Genomic DNA, 18,506 nt, shown 5'->3' on the forward strand with positions numbered 1-18,506 from the left:
CGCTTCGGACAAAGCAAAAGGGCCGGGGTTTCCCCCGGCCCTTTTTTTGTCGGTTGCGAGAGGATCCGCTCAGCCCAGCCGTTCGGCGGCGAGCGCCTTCAGGTCCTTCTCGGCGCGGGCACCGTAGTGCTGGATGATCTCCCCCGCGCAGATCGCGCCCAGGCGGAGCGACTGTTCGACGCTCATCCCCTGCGCCTGGCCGTGGAGGAAGCCCGCGGCGAACAGGTCGCCGGCGCCCGTGGTGTCGACCACCTTCGAGACCGGCTCGGCCGGGACCTCGACACGCTCGGCGCCGACCAGCGCCATCGCGCCCTTCTCGCTGCGCGTCACCACCAGCACCGGCACCTTGCCGTGGATGTGCGCCACCGCCGCCTCGAATTCCTCATGCTCGCACAGCGCGAGCAGCTCGCTCTCGTTGGCGAAGAGGATGTCGATCAGCCCGTCCTCGATCAGCGTGCGGAAGTCGCCGCCGTGGCGCGAGATGCAGAAGACGTCGGACAAAGTGAAGGCGACCTTGCGCCCCGCCTCGCGCGCGACCTGGATCGCCTTGCGCATCGCGGCGCGCGGCTCCTCGGGGTCCCAGAGATAGCCTTCGAGATAGAGGATCGCGCCGCTGCGGATGAGGTCGAGGTCGAGCGCGCTCGCGGGGAGGAACTGCGAGGCGCCGAGGAAGGTGTTCATCGTCCGCTGCCCGTCGGGCGTGACGAAGATCAGGCAGCGCGCGGTGGTCGGCTCGCCCGCGCGCGTCGCGGTGCCGAAGTCGACGCCCGCCGCCCGGATGTCGTGCGCGAAGACTTCGCCGAGCTGGTCGTCCGCCACCTGGCCGATGAAGCCGCAGCGCCCGCCGAGCGCGGCGATCCCCGCGACGGTATTCGCCGCCGACCCGCCCGAGACTTCGCGGCCCGGACCCATCTTGGCATAGAGCGCATCGGCGTCGGCCGGCGAGAACATCAGCTGCATCGAGCCCTTGGTCATGCCTTCGGCGACGATGAAAGCGTCATCGGCCTGGGCCAGGATGTCGACGATCGCGTTGCCGATCGCGACGACGTCATAGGTGGGTGCGGCCAATTCTAAACTCCCCTTGGGTTGCGCGGACGCCCTAGGGACAGGCAAAGGAGAGCGCAATGATCCAGGCATTCTTCCTGTCGCTGGGCGACTTGTTCGACATGCGCGTGGCCGGCGTCTTCCTGAAGTCGCTGCTGCTCACCCTGCTGCTGTTCGCGGGTCTCGGCGTCGGGCTCTATTTCGGGCTGCACTGGGCGGCGGCGCAGGTCTTCGGTGCCGGCTACGGCAGCGGCGCCTTCGCCGACATCGTCACGATCGTGGTGATCATCTTCGCGCACTGGCTGCTCTTCCGCGCGATCGCGATCGCCGTGGTGGGGATCTTCGCCGACGAAGTGGTCGAGGCGGTCGAGAAGCGGCGCTATCCGGCCGCCTTCGCGAGCGTGCGCAAGGTCCCGTTCCACCGATCGCTCGCGATGGGGCTGCGCAGCGGGTTGCGCGCGATCGGCTACAACATCCTGTTCTCGCCGCTCTATCTCGTCGCCAATTTCGCCGCGCCGGTGGTGTTCTTCGTCGTAAACGCCTGGCTCCTCGGCAAGGATTTCGGCGACATGGTCGCCGTGCGTCACATGCCCGAAGCCGACCTGCCCCAGTGGCGCCGCCGCACGCGCCTCCGCCGGCTGGGCGTGGGCGCAGTCGGCACCGCGCTGCTGCTCGTGCCGGTGGTGAACCTGATCGCGCCGATCCTCGGCGCGGCGATGGCGGCGCATGCCTTTCACCAGGGACGGCGCGCTTGAGGCTGGCGCCCGCCCTGCCCGCGCTGCTGCTGCTCGCCAGCTGCGGCGAAGGCGAAGTCGCGCGGCCCGCGCACCTGCCGGCCCCGCCGGTCGCCGTGCCGGCGCGGGTGAGCGGCCCTTATGCCGAGGCGCCGCCGCGCGCCAACCCCGGCGTGATCCCCGGCCAGAGCGCCCGCGCGCTGATCGCCGCCTATGGCCAGCCGCGGCTCGACGTGCAGGAAGGCAAGGGCCGCAAGCTCCAGTTCGCCGGCAGCGCCTGCGTGCTCGACGTCTACCTCTACCCGCGTGGGCGCGGCGACGCGGTGGCGACGCATTACGACGCGCGGCTGCGTGACGGCCGCCCGGCCGAAGCCGGCGCGTGCATCGCGACGCTGGGCGGGCGCTGAACCGAGTTTATTGCTTCGGCGAAATGGCTTGCTACACCTTGCCCAGGGATTCCAGGGCCGGGGGGAATCGGTGACCAAAGCGAAGGCGATGCTCCTGGCCGCGGCGATGCTCGTTCCGCAGGCGGCGGGCGCTCAGCAACTGGCGGTGCTCGACCAGGAGGCGGCGGGCCGGCTCGAGCCCGGCGACGCCAGGGACCGTTTTGGCTCCTATCGCGACATTTGGAGCTTCGACGCCAAGCCCGGGATCGTCTACAAGATCGAGCTCCGCTCGACCGACTTCGACGCCGCGCTCGAGCTGCCCGCGAACGGGGCGTTCCAGGCCCCGCCGCGCGTCTATGACGACATCTTCGGCCAATCGAACCCCAATTCGATGGCGATGATGGTCCTGGCCAAGCCGGCGCGGGTGCAGATCGCCGTCGGCACCGTCGACGTTCCCGGCACCGGCGCCTATCGGCTGACGGTCTCGAACGCCGGGGCATGCGCGCAGATCCGCTCGCCCGAGACCTATGGCTGCCCGCCCGCACCGCCGCAAAAGGCGAAGACCCCCGCCGAGGTCGAGCAGGAGGCCGCCGCTCTGGTCGCGAAGGCGCAGGCCGAGGCGGCGAAGGGCAATGCCGATGGGATGACCGCCCTCGGCCTCTATTATCGCGGCGTGAAGAACGACCAGGTGCAGGCTGCTCAATGGCTCGAGCGCGGCTATGCCGCGGGCGACCAGCGCGCGGGCGCCGAGCTGGCGCGAATGCATTCGGACAGTTTCTACACCTTTCCCGGGCGCGATCCCGCGCGCGCCATCCAGATCTGGCGCTCGCTGGCGGCGAAGGGGAACGTCGAGGCGATGATGAAGCTCGCCAACGCCTATCGCTTCGGCCTCGACGTGCCGCTCGACGGCCCGGCGTCGCTCGGCTTCTACCAGCGCGCGGCGCAGGGCGGCAACGTGCAGGCGGCGCGGCTGCTCTCCAAGGTCTATCACGACAATTTCGAGCTGCCGGAGAAACCGCCGGAGGAATTTTCAGCCTCGGTCGAGCGCTGGAAGCGCGATATCGAGACGCGGCGCGCCAAACGCGGCAGCCCCAAGGACGCGCTGTATGTGGAGATCGATCTCTCGCAGTCGAGCTATTATCTGCGGCTCGCCGGGCTGAACGGCGACGGCAAAGCGGCGATCGATTATGCGTGGCGGCTCCACGACGGTGTCGGCTTGCCCAAGAGCGACGCATATGCGCTCAAATGGACACGCAAGGCGGCGCTTCGCGGCAATGAAGAGGCCAGGGAGATGCTCGCGGAGCTCAAATGAGCCATTCGTCTAGCACTGCCGGGTCGGTCTCGCCGGCGGCACGCGTCGCCCGCTCCGCTTCCGAACGGGCCGGATCGAGCCGCTTGAGTGCCCAGACTGCCGCGCCCCGGACCTCGGGCGCAGGATCGTCTAGCAGCCCCGCCACCACCGGGACGAGCGCCGCGCTGCCGCTGTTGCCCGCGGCGACCAGGCAATTGCGCACCATCCGGTCGCGGCCGATCCGCTTGATCGGCGAGCCGGAGAAGACCTGGCGGAACGCGGCCTCGTCCAGCGCCAGCAAGTCGCGAAGCTCCGGCGCGGCGAGCTCGGCGCGGGCTGCGAAGGCGAGGTTCGCCTGGGCAGCGCTGGCGAACTTGTTCCACGGGCAGACCGCCAGGCAATCGTCGCAACCGTAGATGCGGTTGCCGATCCCTTCGCGGAACTCGCGCGGGATCGCGCCCCTGTGCTCGATCGTGAGGTACGAGATGCAGCGCCGCGCATCGAGGCGGTAGGGCGCCGGGAAGGCGTCGGTCGGGCAGGCTCCCTGGCAGGCGGTGCAATTCCCGCAGCGATCGCGGCCGGGCGCGTCGGGAGCCAGGTCCAGCGTGGTATAGATCGCGCCGAGGAACAGCCAGCTGCCGTGGCTGCGGCTGACGAGGTTGGTGTGCTTGCCCTGCCAGCCCAGCCCCGCCGCCTCGGCGAGCGGCTTCTCCATCACCGGCGCCGTATCGACGAACACCTTCAAGGGCGCCGGCGCCGTCTCGGCGAGCCAGCGGCCGAGCGCCTTGAGCGCCTTCTTGACCACGTCGTGATAGTCCTGCCCCTGGGCATAGACCGAGATGCGGCCGCGCTCGCCGACCTCGGCCAGCGCCAGCGGATCGTGCGCGGGGGCATAGCTCATCCCGAGCGCGATCACCGAGCGGACCTCGGGCCAGAGGCCGGCGGGGCTCGCGCGGTGATCGGCGCGCTCCTCCATCCAGATCATCGAGCCGTGGCGGCCCTCCTCGAGCCATTGCCTCAGCCGCGCGCCCGTCGCCGGTGCGGCGTCGGCGCGCGCGATTCCGCACGCCGCGAATCCCAATTCGGCAGCTTTGGCCCGGATTAGGCCTTCCAATGGCTTGTCTTGCGCCACGCGCACCCGCTACCAGATCGCTCGTAACGGAGGGACCCTGTTTGAGCAGCGTATTGGCCGTCAGCGCCACGGGACTCGTCAAACGGTTCGGCGAGCGGCGCGTCGTGGATGGGGTCGACATCTCGGTCTCGCGTGGACAGATTTATGGCGTGCTCGGGCCCAACGGCGCGGGCAAGACCACGACGCTGCGCATGGTGCTCGGCATCATCGAGCCCGACGAGGGCCAGCGCGTGCTGCTCGGCCGCGAGCGCCCGCGCGAAGCCAGCGACCATGTCGGCTATCTCCCCGAGGAGCGCGGCCTCTATCCGGGGATGAAGGCGCGCGAAGCGATCGCCTTCATGGGCGCGCTGCGCGGGCTGCCCTGGTCGCAAGGACGGAAACGGGCCGTCGAGCTGATGGAGGCGGCGGGGCTGGGCCATGCCGTCGAGCAGAAGATCCGCAAGCTCTCCAAGGGCATGGCGCAGATCGTCCAGCTGCTCGGCTCGATCGTGCACGAGCCCGAGCTGCTCGTGCTCGACGAGCCCTTCTCGGGGCTCGATCCCGTGAACCAGGAGCGGCTCGAGGCGCTGATCCTCGCCCAGCGCGACCGCGGCGCGACCGTGCTCTTTTCCACCCATGTGATGGCGCATGCCGAGCGGCTGTGCGACCGGCTGTCGATCATCGCGGGCGGGCGGGTGCGCTTCGAAGGCACCGTCGACGATGCGCGCGCGACGCTGCCGCTCAAGGCGCGCTACACCCCGCACCATTCGGACGAAGGACTGCGCGCGCTGCTCCCCGCCGACGCGGAGGTCGATAACGGCGGGTGGCGCTTCACCGTGCCGGGCGAGGGGATCGAAGCGATGCTCGTGAAGCTGATCGACGCGGGCTACGGCATCTCGGGCCTGTCGATCGAGCGGCCGGGGCTGCACGACGCCTTCATGCGGATCGTCGGCCAGCAGGGCGGCGAGCCCGAAGCCGAGCCGGAGGAACTGGCATGAGCAACTTCCTGCGCTTCCTCCGCCAGACCCTCACCATCGCGCGGCGCGATTTCACCTCGACCGTGTTCACCCCGATGTTCCTGCTGTTCCTGCTGACCCCGGTGCTGATGATCGGCTTCGGCATCGTCGGCGGCCTTGCGGGCCAGTCGGCGGCGACCAGCGGCGAAGCGAACAAGCGCCTCGTCGTCATCGCCTCGCCCCGCGACGCGATGATCATCGCCGAGACCGACCGCCAGCTCCGGCTGATCTTCCCGTCGGGCGACGCGCCGCCGATCCTCCGCATCGATTCGCCCGGCGCCAACGTCTCGGCGCAGGCGCACGGCCTGTTCGGCAAGGACAAGCACGAAGTCTCCGCAGTGCTCTACGGCCCGCTCGAGCAGCCGGTGATCCTGCGCACCCCGCGCGCGGGCGCCGACGTGCGCTACCTCACCCAGCTCGCCGAACAGTCGCAGCGCGCGCGCAAGCTCGGCAGCACCGCGCGGCAGAGTGCGCCCGAGATCCAGGTCGTCCAGCAGGGCAGCGCCTCGGCGAGCGGCCGCGCCGGCATCGCCTATTTCGGCGTGATCGGCATCTTCGTGCTGACGCTGATGCTGTCGAGCCAAGCGGTCGGCACCATGGCCGAGGAGCGATCGAACAAGGTGATCGAAGTGCTCGCCGCCGCCGTGCCGCTCGAGAGCGTGTTCCTGGGCAAGCTGATCGGCATGTTCGGCTCGGCGGTGCTGTTCATCCTCTTCTGGGGGACGATGATCGCAAACCTGCCCCGGCTGCTGCCTCCCGAATTCGCGAGCGGGCTCAGCAATCTGACCCCGGCGATCGGCGTGCCGGCCTTCCCCCTCCTGTTCGTCGCCTATTTCACCATGTCGTACATGCTGCTGGGCGCAGTATTCCTGAGCCTCGGCGCGCTCGCCTCGACTCCGCGCGAGATCCAGCTGCTCGGCCTGCCGATGACGGTCTTCCAGTTCGCGCTGTTCGGGCTATCGACCTATTCGATCACGCACGAAGGGACCTGGGGCTCGATCGCCGCCAAGGTGCTGCCGTTCAGCTCGCCCTCGGCGATGGTGGGTTTCGCCGCCAATTCGGACTCGATCTGGCCGCACGTCGCCGCGCTCGGCTGGCAGGCCTTGTGGGTGGGGATCGTCGTGTCGCTGGGCGCCAGGACCTTCCGCCGCGGCGTGCTCAAGTCGGAAAGCCCCAAGCTGTGGCGCCGCAGACAGGCCGCCGCGCAATTGACATAAATGTCAATTAGCGCTTTCCTTCTCGGCAAAGGAGAGCGCGATGGCAACGCTTGCGAGTGAACCGGCCCCGGAAGCGCCAACCCCTGAGTCGGGCGTCGATCCCTATGACGTCACGCGCCCCGAGCTCTATCGCGACGACCGCTGGCACGAGCCCTTCGCCTGGCTGCGCGCCAATGCCCCGGTCTATCGCTGCGAGAACAGCGCGTTCGGCGCCTATTGGTCGGTCTCGGCCTACAAGCCGCTGGTCGAAGTCGAATCGCTGCCCGACATCTATTCGTCCGAGACCGGCATCGTCGTCGCCGACCTGCAGGAAGGCGACATCCGCATGCCGATGTTCATCGCGATGGACCGGCCCAAGCACACCGGCCAGCGCCGCACGATCGCGCCCGCCTTCACGCCCAGCGAGATGGTGCGGATGAGCACCGACATCCGCCAGCGCACCGCCGAAGTACTCGATTCGCTCCCCGTCGGGCAGGCGTTCGACTGGGTCGACAAGGTTTCGATCGAGCTGACCACCCAGATGCTCGCGATCCTGTTCGACTTCCCCTGGGAGGATCGGCGCAAGCTCACCTTCTGGTCCGACTGGGCGGGCGACATCGAGCTGTCGAAGGATCCCGAGAAAAAGGCCGAGCGCCTCCAGATCCTCTACGAATGTGCGGGCTATTTCACCCAGTTGTGGAAGGGCAAGGTGGGCAAGGAGCCGACCCCCGACCTCATCTCCATGATGATCCACTCGGACGCGATGTCCGAGATGGACGACATGGAGTTCCTGGGGAACCTGCTGCTGCTCATCGTCGGCGGCAACGACACGACGCGCAACTCGATGAGCGCCTATGCCTGGGGCCTCAGCCAGTTCCCCGAGGAGCGCGCCAAGCTCGAGGCCAATCCCGAGCTGATCGGCAATGCCTGCCAGGAGATCATCCGCTGGCAGACCCCGCTCGCGCACATGCGCCGCACCGCCAAGCAGGACGTCGAGCTGATGGGGCAGCAGATCCGCGAGGGCGACAAGCTCGCGCTCTGGTACATTTCGGCAAACCGCGACGAGAGCGTCTTCCCCAAGGCCGACCGGCTGATCGTCGACCGCGAGAATGCGCGGCGGCACGTCTCGTTCGGCCATGGCATCCATCGCTGCGTCGGCGCGCGGCTCGCCGAATTGCAGATCGGCATCCTGATGGAGGAAATGGCGAAGCGGCGCCTGCGCGTGAACGTGCTCGGCGAGCCCGAGCGCGTCGCCGCCTGCTTCGTCCACGGCTATCGCAAGATGTCCGCGGAGCTGACGCGCTACTGAGCGGCCGGGGCTTCCAACCGGGCGCTGGCGATCCCATCTCTGGCTGGGGTCGTGCAAATGGATGGAGTGACCATGATGCTCTTCAATCGCCGCAGCCTGCTCGGAGCCGCCGCTGGCGGCGCGGTCGCCGTGACGATCGGGTGCAGCTCCGGCGAAAGCCGGCCCCTGCCGAAGTTCGAGTTCACGCTCACCGACGCCGAATGGAAGAAGCGGCTGAGCCCCGAGGCCTATCGCGTGCTGCGCCAGGCGGCGACCGAATATCCCTTCACCAGCCCGCTCAACAAGGAGCATCGCACGGGCACCTTCTTGTGCGGCGGCTGCGCGCTGCCGCTGTTCGCGTCGAGCACCAAGTTCGACAGCGGAACAGGCTGGCCCAGCTTCTGGGCGCCACTCAGGAACGCCGTGATCACGCGGACCGATTCGAGCCTGGGGATGAGCCGCACCGAAGTGCTGTGCCGGCGCTGCGGCAGCCACCTGGGCCATGTCTTCGACGATGGCCCGCAGCCGACGGGGAAGCGCTATTGCATGAACGGCGTGGCGCTGACGTTCCGGCCGAAGGGGTAACTCCCGCGTTGCGCTGCCCCTGAACTGGGGCGTGTCGTCGAGTACAAGACGAGCATGAGCAGCCTTCAACCGTCATCCCGGCGAAAGCCGGAACCCAGGGCCGCGAGCGATGTCCTCTGTAACCCTGGGTCCCGGCTTTCGCCGGGATGACGGTTGGGAGAAGAGCCACTTCTGCACTTGATCACACGACCAAGTCGAACACGACGATCGATAGGTAATGGTGACGGGAGAGCTTATTCCCCCGCGTCCGCCGTCAGCAGCGAAGCGGTGTCGATCTCGAGCACCGGGCGGTGGAGGTTACCGAGCTTGGGCGCGACCACCGCGACCTGCCTGGCAGAGCCGCTGGCGAGCAGCTCGAGCGCGTTCGGGGCCTGCGGATAGATGAAGCCGTTGACCGGATACACCGAGCTGCCGAGCCCGCCGACCGGCGCGAACCAGACCTTGACCTGGCTCCAGTCGCCATCCGGCGAAACGTCGATCGCACGCACGTCATGCTCGATCCCGCCGGGACGCGACCAGTTGGCGTGGGTGAGCAGCACTTCGCGCTCGCTCAGCACCGCCGAGACCATCGCGACATGGCCGAGCGGCATCTTGCCGGTGCGCTGGAACGACATGACCGAGCCGACCACCGGGGTCTCGCCGCGCTCGTAGCGGCCCTCGGCCTGCGACCACCAGGTCCAGGCATTGCCGTAGATCTCGACGCCCGAGGCCTGGCGCGCAAACACGGCGCATTGCCAGAACTTCGCCTGCGCCGGAGTGGCCGCCATCAGGCAACAAGCCACCACCAGCGCGAAACGCGCTGCAAGAGCACGAAGATGCACTAAAAACCCCCGCCGGAACTATTCGGTGAAGCCTGATAAGCAGACCCGCACCCTCGATGTACACCCTTATGGGACGAACCGTTGCCTCGGGGCGGTGATTTCCGGAACCTTTTGACGAGTCGTGCCGCAAGGCCGACGAACCGTTGAGTCGGGTGCTTCGCCGCACGGCTCGGCGCCGGTTCTTCCCGAAAGGTTAATGCTGCACTGCGCGAATCATCCGCAATCAACCCTATCGGACGAACACCGAACGGATCACTCCTGAAATGACATTTTTGTGGCCCGGCTGCATCACCATCACAGGATTTCCCCAGGTGGGACTCGGTTCATCGCAACCATGTTGCGCCGCAGAATCGGATTTGGTCCTATAATGAACGTGGGCGAAATCACCGGTTAAGCGCCGTGTTAACCATATCGGCGCATGATCGTAGGTGGAGGTTTTCGATCGGGCGGGAGTGAGTTGATATGGGCGCGAGAATGAAGCCAGCCGAAGGTGCCATGACGCTGGCAGAAATGAAGGAGTTCGCGGGCTTTTCTGCTGCAACGCAGCGGTACGTCCGCCGGTCGCTCGACATCGGCCTGGAGCGCGACGACGCGCTGGCCCGCTGGTCGCGCGACGTGGTCGAGGCCGCCAGCATCCGGGCGCAGGCTCGCATCTACGAGCGCCTCCCCGAAATTCGCGCGCTGATCCCCGACGACAGCGGCCTCGACGCAGTCGAGCCCTTCCTGGCGCCGCTGATCACGATCACCGCCTTCGACCTCGGCCAGGGCCGGCTGACCAGCTTCTCGGCTTATCGCTTCCTCTACGAGCGGCTCGTCGGCGCGGAAGTCCGCCCCTGGCTGCCCGCAGCCTTCTGCTCGGCCGCAGCGCTGCCGCATCTCCATCCGGACCTGCGCCGCAAGCTGCTCCAGTCGATCAGCGAAGCAGCGGCCACGGCCTCGGGCTGGTCGAACCGCCAGCCGGCCTTCTATCCGCAGTGGGTCGAGAAGATCGACAACCAGTCGCTGCCGAACTGAATTCCTGAATAGCGCCCCTTCCCCCACGCGCCGGGGAGGGGCCTCCCCTCTCACTTGCAGAAGCGGAAGCCGAAGCGGCCCCATTCGCCCATGTCGAGGTGAAGGTGGTTGCGGTGCGCCGCATTATAGTCCGGCGACAAGGTCGTCGCGAAGATCCGGCAGCCGCCGTCGCGCACTTCGCGCAGGAACTCGGCCTTGCCGCCCTCCCCCTTCCAGTCGTCGAGCAGGCTGATCCGCGTCCCGTCGGCGAGGCGGAACGCCGCGACGTCGAGCGCATTGGCGCTGGCGTGCTCGCTCCACATGCCCGTCTTCTGGCCGTAGAGCCGGCGGCAATTATAGCTGCCGAGATGCTCGATCCGCGCGACGCGCCGGCCGAGATGCGCGAGCGCGGCGCGCTGGACCACGTCGCGCTCCCAGACCGCGACTGCCGCGGCGAGCGGGCAGGCGAGGATCGGCGCGTTGGGCGCGAAGCCCGCGCGGGACGTGCCGCCGAGCGCCAGCCGCCCGCCGTCCGCATAGCCGCAATGCTCGGCCGGCCGGATCGCCGCGACAGGCGCGAAGCCGGCGTCGATGACGCGCAGCAGGTGCTGGCATCGGGGATAGTCGTGCTGGAGCGCGACGAGCTTCGAGCGCGTGAACCAGCCCGGCGGCTGGCGGAGGTCGAGGTCGGTCCACGGCAGGTCCTGCGGCCGATCGCTGAGTTCGGCGAGCGCCAGGAGCGCCGCGGCTGCGAGCAGCAGAAGCCCGAACGCCGCCAGGATCAGGCGGCGCGCGAGCCTCATGCCCGCACGGCGCGATCGAGCCGTTCGGCAGTCACCGGATAGCCCAGCCCCTCGGGGATGCAAAGATGGTCGACGCCGTCGCGCGGCTCGATCCAGGGCGAGATGGTGCGTACCTCATGCGCTGCGGCGTCGGCGCGCGCTTCGTCGAAGCTCGCATAGCGCACGAGCCGCTCGAGGTTGCGGCGCGTGGGGTAGATGATCGTCGCGCGGCCGGCGTCGGCATCGTCGAGCACGGCCTGGGCGCTGGCCCAGAAGATGCGGGTGTTCTCGCTGCCGTCGGCGCTTGGCTCGGGCAGGTTCGTGGGCGCGGCGGCGAGGTAGAAGCGCGTGTCGAAGATGCGATGGAGCGAACCGCTCGGGGGCAGCCAGCGCGCATAGGGCACCAGCGCGTCGAGCCGCAGCCGGCCGCCGATCCGCGCCAAGACTTCGCCGAACGGCACGCCGTCGTGGAGCATCGCGCGCCCCTCGGGGATCGCGGCGGCGTCGCAGTCGCAGCCGATCGCGAGGCCGGCTTCCTCGAGCGTCTCGCGTACCGCGGCGATGCGTGCGGCATTGTCTTCGGCGTCGCCGGGGAGGTGTGCGGCAAGCGCATGGTCGCCGAGGTCGATCCGCCCGCCTGGGAACACCAGCGCGCCGCCGGCGAAGCGCATCGCCGCGGCGCGCTCCGCCATCAGCAGCTCAGGCGCGCCCGTGGTGGTTTCGCGCATCACCACCAAGGTGGCGGCGGGAATCGGCTGGTCGGAGTCGGACATGGAATCCATTTAGAACCAACCGTCATCCCGGCGAAAGCCGGGACCCAGGGCCACGAGCGATATCCCCTCCTACCCTGGGTCCCGGCTTTCGCCGGGATGACGCCGCCAAGGGGTCACCACCCCGAAACCTTCAGCCGCACCCGGCACAGCATGTCGCTCGAGGTGATGAACAGGCTCTTCCCGTCATCGCCGAAGTTGCAGTTCGCTGCGGCCTTGCCGGTCGAGATCAGCCCGAGCCGCTTGCCGTCGGCCGCGAGGATGTAGATGCCGCCCGGGCCGCTGGTGAAGATGTGGCCGGTGCGCGAGACTTCCATCCCGTCGGGCAGGCCCGGCAACTTCTGCGCGACTTCGGCCGAGAAATCCCCGAGCACCTTGGGCGTGTCGCTCACCCCGCCTTCGATATCGAGCGGATAGGCGAGCAGCACCGGCTTCTTGGGATCGGAAACCGTCACGTAGAGCGTCTGCTGGTCGGGCGAGACGCCGACGCCGTTGGGGCGGGTGAGATCCTTGTCGATCAGCTGGACCTCGCCCTGCGGATCGAGCCGGTAGACGCCGTTCCATGGCTGCTCCTTGAGCGGCGACTTGTCGCCCTCGGTGAGGCCATAGGGCGGATCGGTGAAGTAGATCGTGCCGTTGCCGTGGAGCGCGACGTCGTTGCAGCTGTTGAAGCGCTTGCCGTCATATTTGTCGGCGAGGATCGTCTTCTTCTTCGTCTTGAGATCCACCGCGGCGATCGCGCGGGTGCCGCTGTCGGCCATGATCAGCCGGCCCTTGGCGTCCATCGCCATGCCGTTCGACCCCGCCTCGCGCACCCCGTCGGGGATCGGCCCGGCGAGGCCGGAGGGCTTCATGAAGATCGTCTTCCCGCCCTTGGCGCTCCACTTGTACATCGTGTTGGCGGGGGGATCGGAGAAGAGCAGGTAGCCGCCCGCCTTCACCCACACCGGCCCCTCGGCCCATTGGATGCCGGTGGCGAGCACTTCGATCGGCGCGGCGCTGTCGAGGATCGCATCGAGCGCGGGATCGAGCCGGGTGATGCGCCCCACGGTCGCGGCGCGCGCGAGGCCCGGGACGAGGGGCAAGGCCGCCATGGCGCCCAGGCAGGCGCGGCGCGAAAGCTCAAACCGGTTCATGTCCCTTTTCCCCTCACACGAAATTCCACAAGAGCGACGCCATGCCGAGCATCACCAGCCCGGCCAGCGTGGCGCAGATCGTCCAGCTCCTCAACGTCTGCGCTTCGCTCAGCCCGAGATATTGCTTCACCAGCCAAAAGCCGGTGTCGTTGACATGGCTCGCGACCGAGGCGCCCGCGCCGAGCGCGACCGTCACCAGCGCGACTTGCCCCGCCGACAGCCCCGCGCCCGCGACCAGCGGCGCCGCGAGCCCCGCGCCGGTGACCATCGACACGGTCGCCGAACCCTGCGCCACGCGCACGAACGCCGAGAGCAGGAAGGCGAAGAGCAAGAGCGAGATGTTGGTCTGCGCCATCAGCTCCTTGATCTGCACGCCCGCGCCGCTTTCGATCAGCACTTCCTTGTAGGCGGCGCCCGCGCCGATGATGAGGACCATCACACCGGCGGGCTCGAGCGCGCGGGTCATGATGCTCGAGAGCGTCGCCCAGGGCGCGCCCTTGGTGGTGCGCAGCCAGAGCAGCACGAGCAGGCAGGCGATCACCAGCGCGACGAAGGGATGGCCGACGAACTCGAGCGTCGAGCGAACCGGCCCCTTGGCCATCGCCTGCCCCGCGACGGTGCCGAGGATGATGAGCGCGAGCGGCACCAGCATCGCGACGAGCGCGAACCAGAAGCCGACCGGTTTCGTCTGCGGCGCGCCCTCATCGAGCATCGGCGGCGGGGTCATGTCGCCCCAGCCGGGTGCCGAGTGCGCGATCCGCGCGTAGATCGGCCCTGCGACGATCGCGGCGGGGATGCCGCAGATCAGGCCATAGATCGCCATCAGCCCATAGTCGGTGTGGAGCAGCTCGGCGGCGGCGACCGGCCCCGGATGCGGCGGCAGCAGCGCGTGCATCGTCATCAGGCCAGCGAGCAAGGGAATCGCGAACCAGGTCACGCGCCGCCCGGCATCGACCGCGAGCGTCGCGACCAGCGGCGCGAGGATGATCAGTGCGACGTCGAAGAACAACGGGATGCCGACGACGATGCCGATCGCGAGCAGCGCCCAGGGCGCGCGCTTCTCGCCGAAAACGCCAAGCAGCCGATGCGCGATCGCGGTCACGCCGCCCGACGCCTCGAGCATTCCGCCGAGCAGCGCGCCGAGCCCGATCACCACCGCGACGAAGCCGAGCGCTTCGCCGGTGCCCTTCTTGATCGCCGCGATCACGCTCGCAGGCTCACCGCCGAAGGCGAGTCCGGTGCCTAGCGCGACGATCAGCAGCGCGAGGAAGGGCTGCAGCTTGAAGCGCAGCACCATGACGATGACGGCGGCGATGCTGACCGCGACGATCAGCAGCGTATGCCAGGGTTCCGGGATCATCCGCCCACCTCGATCGCGCGGCCCTCACGGGCGGAACGGTAGATCGCTTCGATCAGCAGCATGTCGCGCAGCCCCTCGTCGCCGCCGGCGCGCGGCTCGGCGCCGCTCCAGGCGCATTCGGCGAGGTGGTCCATCTGGCGCACCCATTGGTGGTTGGGCTCGACCTCGAGCGGCACTTCCTCGGTCTTGCCGGCGAGCCGCTGGAAGATGCGGTGGCCCTGGTAGGGCGTCGCGGGCTCCATCCCGATCCAGCCCTTGTTGCCCGTCGCGCGGAAGGCGTTGTGGCCCGAGCTGTAGCTGGAGACGCAGTTTGCGATCGCGCCCGAGGGAAAGAGCAGCTGGAAGTCGATCCGGTCCTCGACATTCTTGAAGCGCGGGTCGCTGCGGTCGGTCGATTCGGTCGCGCTCACGCGGATCGGCTCCTCACCGGCGAGGTAGCGCGCGGCATTGAGGCTGTAGATGCCGATGTCCATCAGCGAGCCGCCGCCCGACAGCGGCCGGTCCAGCCGCCACTGGCCCGGCGCCGCGTCGAAGCCGTGCTCGGCGGTGATCAGCCGGATCTTGCCGAAGCTCCCCGCCTTGATCGCTTCGACGCAGTGCAGGTTGTGCGCCTCGAAGTGGCAGCGATAGCCGATCATCAGCTTCTTGCCCGCTGCCTTGGCCGCCGCGATCATCTGGCGACACTCCTCCGGCGTGTTCGCCATCGGCTTCTCGCACATCACATGCTTGCCGGCCTTCGACGCGCGGACCGAATATTCGGCGTGCATGCTGTTCGGCAGGATGACGTAGACTGCGTCGATGTCCGGATTGTCGCGGATCGCATCGTAATTGGCGTAGCTGTACCGATGCGTCGTCGGGATGTTGTACTGCGCGCCGTATTTCTCGAGCTTGGCGGGGGTGCCGCTGACCAGGGCCACCAGCCGCGAATGCTCGCAGAGCGCGAGGCGCGGCATGATCTGGTTCACGGCATAATTGCCGAGCCCCACGACCGCATAGCCGAACTTCCTGCCCGGATCGGGCCGCGCGAACGCCGCAGAGGGGATCGCGCTCGCCACCATCCCTGCACCCAATCCGCGCAGCACGCCGCGGCGGCTATGGTCGTCCCAACCCATTGCACCCCTCCTCGCCTGCCCCGAGCGTCGGCGATTGACTCGCCGCCTCCCCCGAGGGCAACTGTTAGCGCTACCAGCAAAAGCCGTCGCGGCAAACCGCGACCAAAGGATAGCGCGGAGGAGAGGCAAGTCCATGATATACGGTGACCCCAAAACACGCCGGCAGACACTCGCGACGCTGCTCGCGCTCACGGCGACGGCGTGCAGCGGCGGCGGATCGGGCGGCGGCGGGGGCGGGACGATCGTCACGCCCACACCCACGCCTACGCCTACGCCGACCCCCACGCCGACTCCGACGCCCACGACCACCGCCGCCGACATCAAGGCGAGCGCGGCCGCCAAGCGCATGCGCTTCGGCTCGGCAGTCGCCTGGTCGGGCTCGGGCGCCGACGCGGCCTCTTACGCCAACCCCAATTACCAGGCGCTGCTCGACCATGACTGCGCGGTGCTCGTCGCCGAGAACGAGCTCAAATGGCAGTCGATCCAGCCGACCAATTCGGCGCCCGACTTCAGCAGGTTCGACGCATTGATCGGCTATGCCGAAGCGAAGGGCATGGCAATGCGTGGGCACAATCTCCTCTGGCACCAGGACCGCTGGCTGCCATCCTGGCTGGTCAGCTACGACTTTGGCGCGACCCCTGCCGCGCGCCAGGCCGAGGCGACGCGCATCCTCACCGAGCATGTCCAGGCGGTGGTGCGGCGCTACGGCACGCGGATCATGAGCTACGACGTGGTCAACGAAGCGGTCGACCCGAGCACCGGCGCGCTCTACGAAACGGCGGTCAGCCGCGCGATGGGCAGCCCCGAGGCCGTGCTCGACCTGATGTTCCACACCGCGCGCGCCGAGCATCCGACCGCGCAGCTGGTGTACAATGACTACATGGGCTTCGAGGGCGGCGACACGCATCGGAACGGCGTGCTCGCGCTGCTCCAGGGCTTCAAGACGCGCGGCGTGCCGGTCGATGCGCTCGGCATCCAGAGCCACCTCGGCATCTATTCCTCGACGCCGGTGGCGACGCTGGTCGCCAACCAGACGCCCGGATGGAAGGCCTTCGTCGATGCCGTGGTCGCGCTCGGCTACAAGATCCTGATCACCGAGCTCGACGTGAACGATTCGGGCTTGCCCGCGAACATCGCCCAGCGCGACCAGGGCGTCGCCGACTATGTCCGCGGCTATCTCGACCTGATGTTCGGCTATCCCCAGTTGAGCGACGTGCTCGTCTGGGGGATGTGCGACAAATACAGTTGGCTCCAGACCTTCTCCCCGCGCAGCGACGGCCAGCCGCTCCGCCCCTGCCCCTATGATCCGAGCTTCAAGGCAAAACCCATGCAGAACGCCATCGACGCCGCCTTCCGCGCCACCACGGCGCGCCCGTGAGAGGCTTGTGCGGCCGATCGCGGCGCTGCTCGCCGCCGCGCTGGGGCGGGTCTGCATTTGTCCATTCGGATCCGTGACAACCCGCCAGGGGAGGATCGACAAGGCCAAATGTCGATCCGTCCAAGGCCGCCCGAAGCCCGCTAGACCGGCAGCGTCACCAGCGCCTGGAGCCCGCCTTCGGGCCGGTTCTGCAAGATGATCTCGCCGCCATGTGCGCGCGCCACCGCCCGCGCGCTGGCGAGGCCGAGTCCCATGCCGCCGGTGTCGCGGTTGCGCGAGCGCTCGCCGCGGAACAGTGGCTCGAACACGCGATCGAGGTCCTCGGCGGGGATGCCGGGCCCTTCGTCGCGCACTTCGATCCGCACTTCGCCCGGCTCGCGGCCCAGCCGCACCTGCGCGCCGCCGGCATATTTGACGGCGTTGGAGATCAGGTTCGAGAGCATCGTCTTGAGCGCCGCCGAATGGCCGTCGATCACCATCGGATCGCCGGGCTCGAGCGACACCGCCGCGCCGCGGTCGGCGAGGTCGTCGGTCACGCTCTCGGTCAAGGAACGCAGATCGAGCGGACGGCGGCCGACCGGCAGGCTCATGTCGCGGACATAGGCAAGCGTCGCGGCGACCATCGCCTCCATGTCGCGGATGTCGCTCTCGCACGACTGGCGCAGCGCGACCGGCGCGCGCTCGAGCCGCAGCTCGAGTCGCATCAGCGGGGTGCGCAGGTCGTGCGCGAGCGCGCCGATCATCGTCGTGCGATCGTCGACATAGCGGTTGAGCCGCGCCTGCATCTTGTTGAACGACGCAGCGGCGTCGGCGATCTCGGCGGGGCCGGAGAGCGCCATCGGCGATGCGCGCGGATCGCGGCCCAGCCGCTCGGCGGCGGCGGCGAAGGCGCGGATCGGCTTGGCGAGCCGGTGCGCCAGCGCCCAGGCGAACGGCACGACCGCGAGCGCGGTGAACAACAGCCAGAGCAGCCCGAACCAGCGCCACAGCTCGAACTCGCGCGAGGCGGGGCGGATCGTCACCCAGCTGCCGTCAGGCCGCTTGTACGAAGCGACGAAGGCATCGAGCACGATGAAGGCGCGCGCCGCGGCGATGTCGCGAGGTGGCTGCGCGCGCGGCAGCGCGTTGCGCTCATAGGTCGGCGCGCGCTGCGGGAAGGGCGGGCGCTCGAAGCCGAAGTCCGATTGATCCGGCGGCACCTCAAGCGCCATCGCCAGGGCCGGGCGGGCACGTTCGGCGCGCGGCGCGAGGATCGAGCGGTCGATCTGCTGGTGCTCGGTGAAGACGAGCTGGCCGCTGGGATCGCGGCCTTCCTTGAGCACGCGCGCGATCTCGCCCATCGTATAGGCGCGCGGCGTCGGCGGCTGGACCGCGACGAGCAGCGCGAAGTTCAGCAGCTGAACCACCGCGACGCAGACGAGCATCAGCAGGAAGATGCGCAGGAAAAGCGGCGACGCGGCGTCGCCGGTGCCCCACGGCAGCTTCGCGCGCGCATTGTTCATG

The 18,506-nt window shown here is 68.6% G+C and carries 18 protein-coding genes; 9 read left to right on the forward strand and 9 right to left on the reverse strand.

The features are described 5' to 3' along the window. Window positions 1–69: 69 nt before the first annotated feature. Complete coding sequence (locus tag J7495_RS16500; protein WP_294057880.1) at window positions 70–1,068, reverse strand: adenosine kinase; 999 nt, start codon at window positions 1,066–1,068, stop codon at window positions 70–72. Between the two features lie 56 nt (window positions 1,069–1,124). On the opposite strand from J7495_RS16500, the gene J7495_RS16505 reads away from it, so the two are divergent. The 3 genes from J7495_RS16505 to J7495_RS16515 all read left to right on the forward strand — a co-directional run bounded on the left by J7495_RS16505 (window position 1,125) and on the right by J7495_RS16515 (window position 3,476). Beyond that, entirely contained in the window at window positions 1,125–1,799 is a 675-nt protein-coding gene (locus J7495_RS16505) for an EI24 domain-containing protein (protein ID WP_294057881.1), read from the forward strand. Continuing rightward, window positions 1,796–2,185, forward strand: coding sequence for a hypothetical protein (locus J7495_RS16510; protein WP_294057882.1), 390 nt, complete (start codon window positions 1,796–1,798; stop codon window positions 2,183–2,185). The genes J7495_RS16505 and J7495_RS16510 overlap by 4 nt, the downstream gene beginning before the upstream one ends. Window positions 2,186–2,255: 70 nt before the next feature. Next, window positions 2,256–3,476, forward strand: a complete 1,221-nt coding sequence (locus tag J7495_RS16515; RefSeq protein ID WP_294057884.1) for a tetratricopeptide repeat protein — start codon at window positions 2,256–2,258, stop codon at window positions 3,474–3,476. Here J7495_RS16515 and queG read toward each other — a convergent pair. Further along, window positions 3,469–4,587, reverse strand: coding sequence for a tRNA epoxyqueuosine(34) reductase QueG (queG, locus tag J7495_RS16520; protein WP_294057885.1), 1,119 nt, complete (start codon window positions 4,585–4,587; stop codon window positions 3,469–3,471). The two genes, J7495_RS16515 and queG, sit on opposite strands and share 8 nt — an antisense overlap. 41 nt (window positions 4,588–4,628) lie before the next feature. On the opposite strand from queG, the gene J7495_RS16525 reads away from it, so the two are divergent. From J7495_RS16525 to msrB, 4 genes are all read left to right on the forward strand, one after another. Continuing rightward, the gene (locus tag J7495_RS16525) at window positions 4,629–5,564 is read left to right on the forward strand and encodes an ATP-binding cassette domain-containing protein (protein WP_294057887.1); all 936 of its coding nucleotides are present in this window, start codon (window positions 4,629–4,631) and stop codon (window positions 5,562–5,564) included. Continuing rightward, window positions 5,561–6,799: an ABC transporter permease gene (locus J7495_RS16530; RefSeq protein ID WP_294057888.1), complete on the forward strand. Its 1,239-nt coding sequence runs from the start codon at window positions 5,561–5,563 to the stop codon at window positions 6,797–6,799. Before J7495_RS16525 ends, J7495_RS16530 begins: the two co-directional genes overlap by 4 nt. A 40-nt stretch (window positions 6,800–6,839) precedes the next feature. Continuing rightward, entirely contained in the window at window positions 6,840–8,087 is a 1,248-nt protein-coding gene (locus J7495_RS16535; RefSeq protein ID WP_294057889.1) for a cytochrome P450, read from the forward strand. A gap of 75 nt (window positions 8,088–8,162) precedes the next feature. Beyond that, window positions 8,163–8,651, forward strand: coding sequence for a peptide-methionine (R)-S-oxide reductase MsrB (gene msrB, locus J7495_RS16540; RefSeq protein WP_294057930.1), 489 nt, complete (start codon window positions 8,163–8,165; stop codon window positions 8,649–8,651). Between the two features lie 233 nt (window positions 8,652–8,884). Here msrB and J7495_RS16545 read toward each other — a convergent pair whose 3' ends face one another. After that, window positions 8,885–9,418 carry a CHAP domain-containing protein gene (locus J7495_RS16545; RefSeq protein WP_294057890.1) on the reverse strand — a complete coding sequence of 178 codons (534 nt, stop codon included), beginning with the start codon at window positions 9,416–9,418 and terminating at the stop codon, window positions 8,885–8,887. 516 nt (window positions 9,419–9,934) lie between these two features. On the opposite strand from J7495_RS16545, the gene J7495_RS16550 reads away from it, so the two are divergent. Continuing rightward, the gene (locus J7495_RS16550; RefSeq protein ID WP_294057891.1) at window positions 9,935–10,486 is read left to right on the forward strand and encodes a hypothetical protein; all 552 of its coding nucleotides are present in this window, start codon (window positions 9,935–9,937) and stop codon (window positions 10,484–10,486) included. 50 nt (window positions 10,487–10,536) lie between these two features. On the opposite strand, the gene J7495_RS16555 is transcribed toward J7495_RS16550, so the two are convergent. The 5 genes from J7495_RS16555 to J7495_RS16575 form a co-directional block, all read right to left on the reverse strand. Beyond that, window positions 10,537–11,268: an extensin family protein gene (locus J7495_RS16555; RefSeq protein ID WP_294057892.1), complete on the reverse strand. Its 732-nt coding sequence runs from the start codon at window positions 11,266–11,268 to the stop codon at window positions 10,537–10,539. Then, window positions 11,265–12,020, reverse strand: coding sequence for an NUDIX domain-containing protein (locus J7495_RS16560; protein WP_294057893.1), 756 nt, complete (start codon window positions 12,018–12,020; stop codon window positions 11,265–11,267). Before J7495_RS16560 ends, J7495_RS16555 begins: the two co-directional genes overlap by 4 nt. A gap of 113 nt (window positions 12,021–12,133) precedes the next feature. Beyond that, on the reverse strand, window positions 12,134–13,153 hold the full coding sequence (locus J7495_RS16565; RefSeq protein WP_294057894.1) for an SMP-30/gluconolactonase/LRE family protein: 1,020 nt from the start codon (window positions 13,151–13,153) through the stop codon (window positions 12,134–12,136). Between the two features lie 13 nt (window positions 13,154–13,166). Beyond that, a complete protein-coding gene (locus J7495_RS16570; protein ID WP_294057895.1) occupies window positions 13,167–14,513 on the reverse strand; it encodes a gluconate:H+ symporter in 1,347 nt (448 codons plus the stop codon). Beyond that, window positions 14,510–15,625, reverse strand: a complete 1,116-nt coding sequence (locus J7495_RS16575; RefSeq protein WP_294057896.1) for a Gfo/Idh/MocA family oxidoreductase — start codon at window positions 15,623–15,625, stop codon at window positions 14,510–14,512. Before J7495_RS16575 ends, J7495_RS16570 begins: the two co-directional genes overlap by 4 nt. A gap of 133 nt (window positions 15,626–15,758) precedes the next feature. Between J7495_RS16575 and J7495_RS16580 the strand changes: the two genes are divergently transcribed. Next, the gene (locus J7495_RS16580) at window positions 15,759–17,003 is read left to right on the forward strand and encodes an endo-1,4-beta-xylanase (protein WP_294057897.1); all 1,245 of its coding nucleotides are present in this window, start codon (window positions 15,759–15,761) and stop codon (window positions 17,001–17,003) included. Between the two features lie 140 nt (window positions 17,004–17,143). On the opposite strand, the gene J7495_RS16585 is transcribed toward J7495_RS16580, so the two are convergent. Then, window positions 17,144–18,505, reverse strand: coding sequence for a HAMP domain-containing sensor histidine kinase (locus J7495_RS16585; RefSeq protein WP_294057898.1), 1,362 nt, complete (start codon window positions 18,503–18,505; stop codon window positions 17,144–17,146). Window position 18,506 lies beyond the last annotated feature (1 nt).

Source organism: Sphingomonas sp., assembly GCF_017745215.1.
GTDB lineage: Bacteria > Pseudomonadota > Alphaproteobacteria > Sphingomonadales > Sphingomonadaceae > Sphingomonas.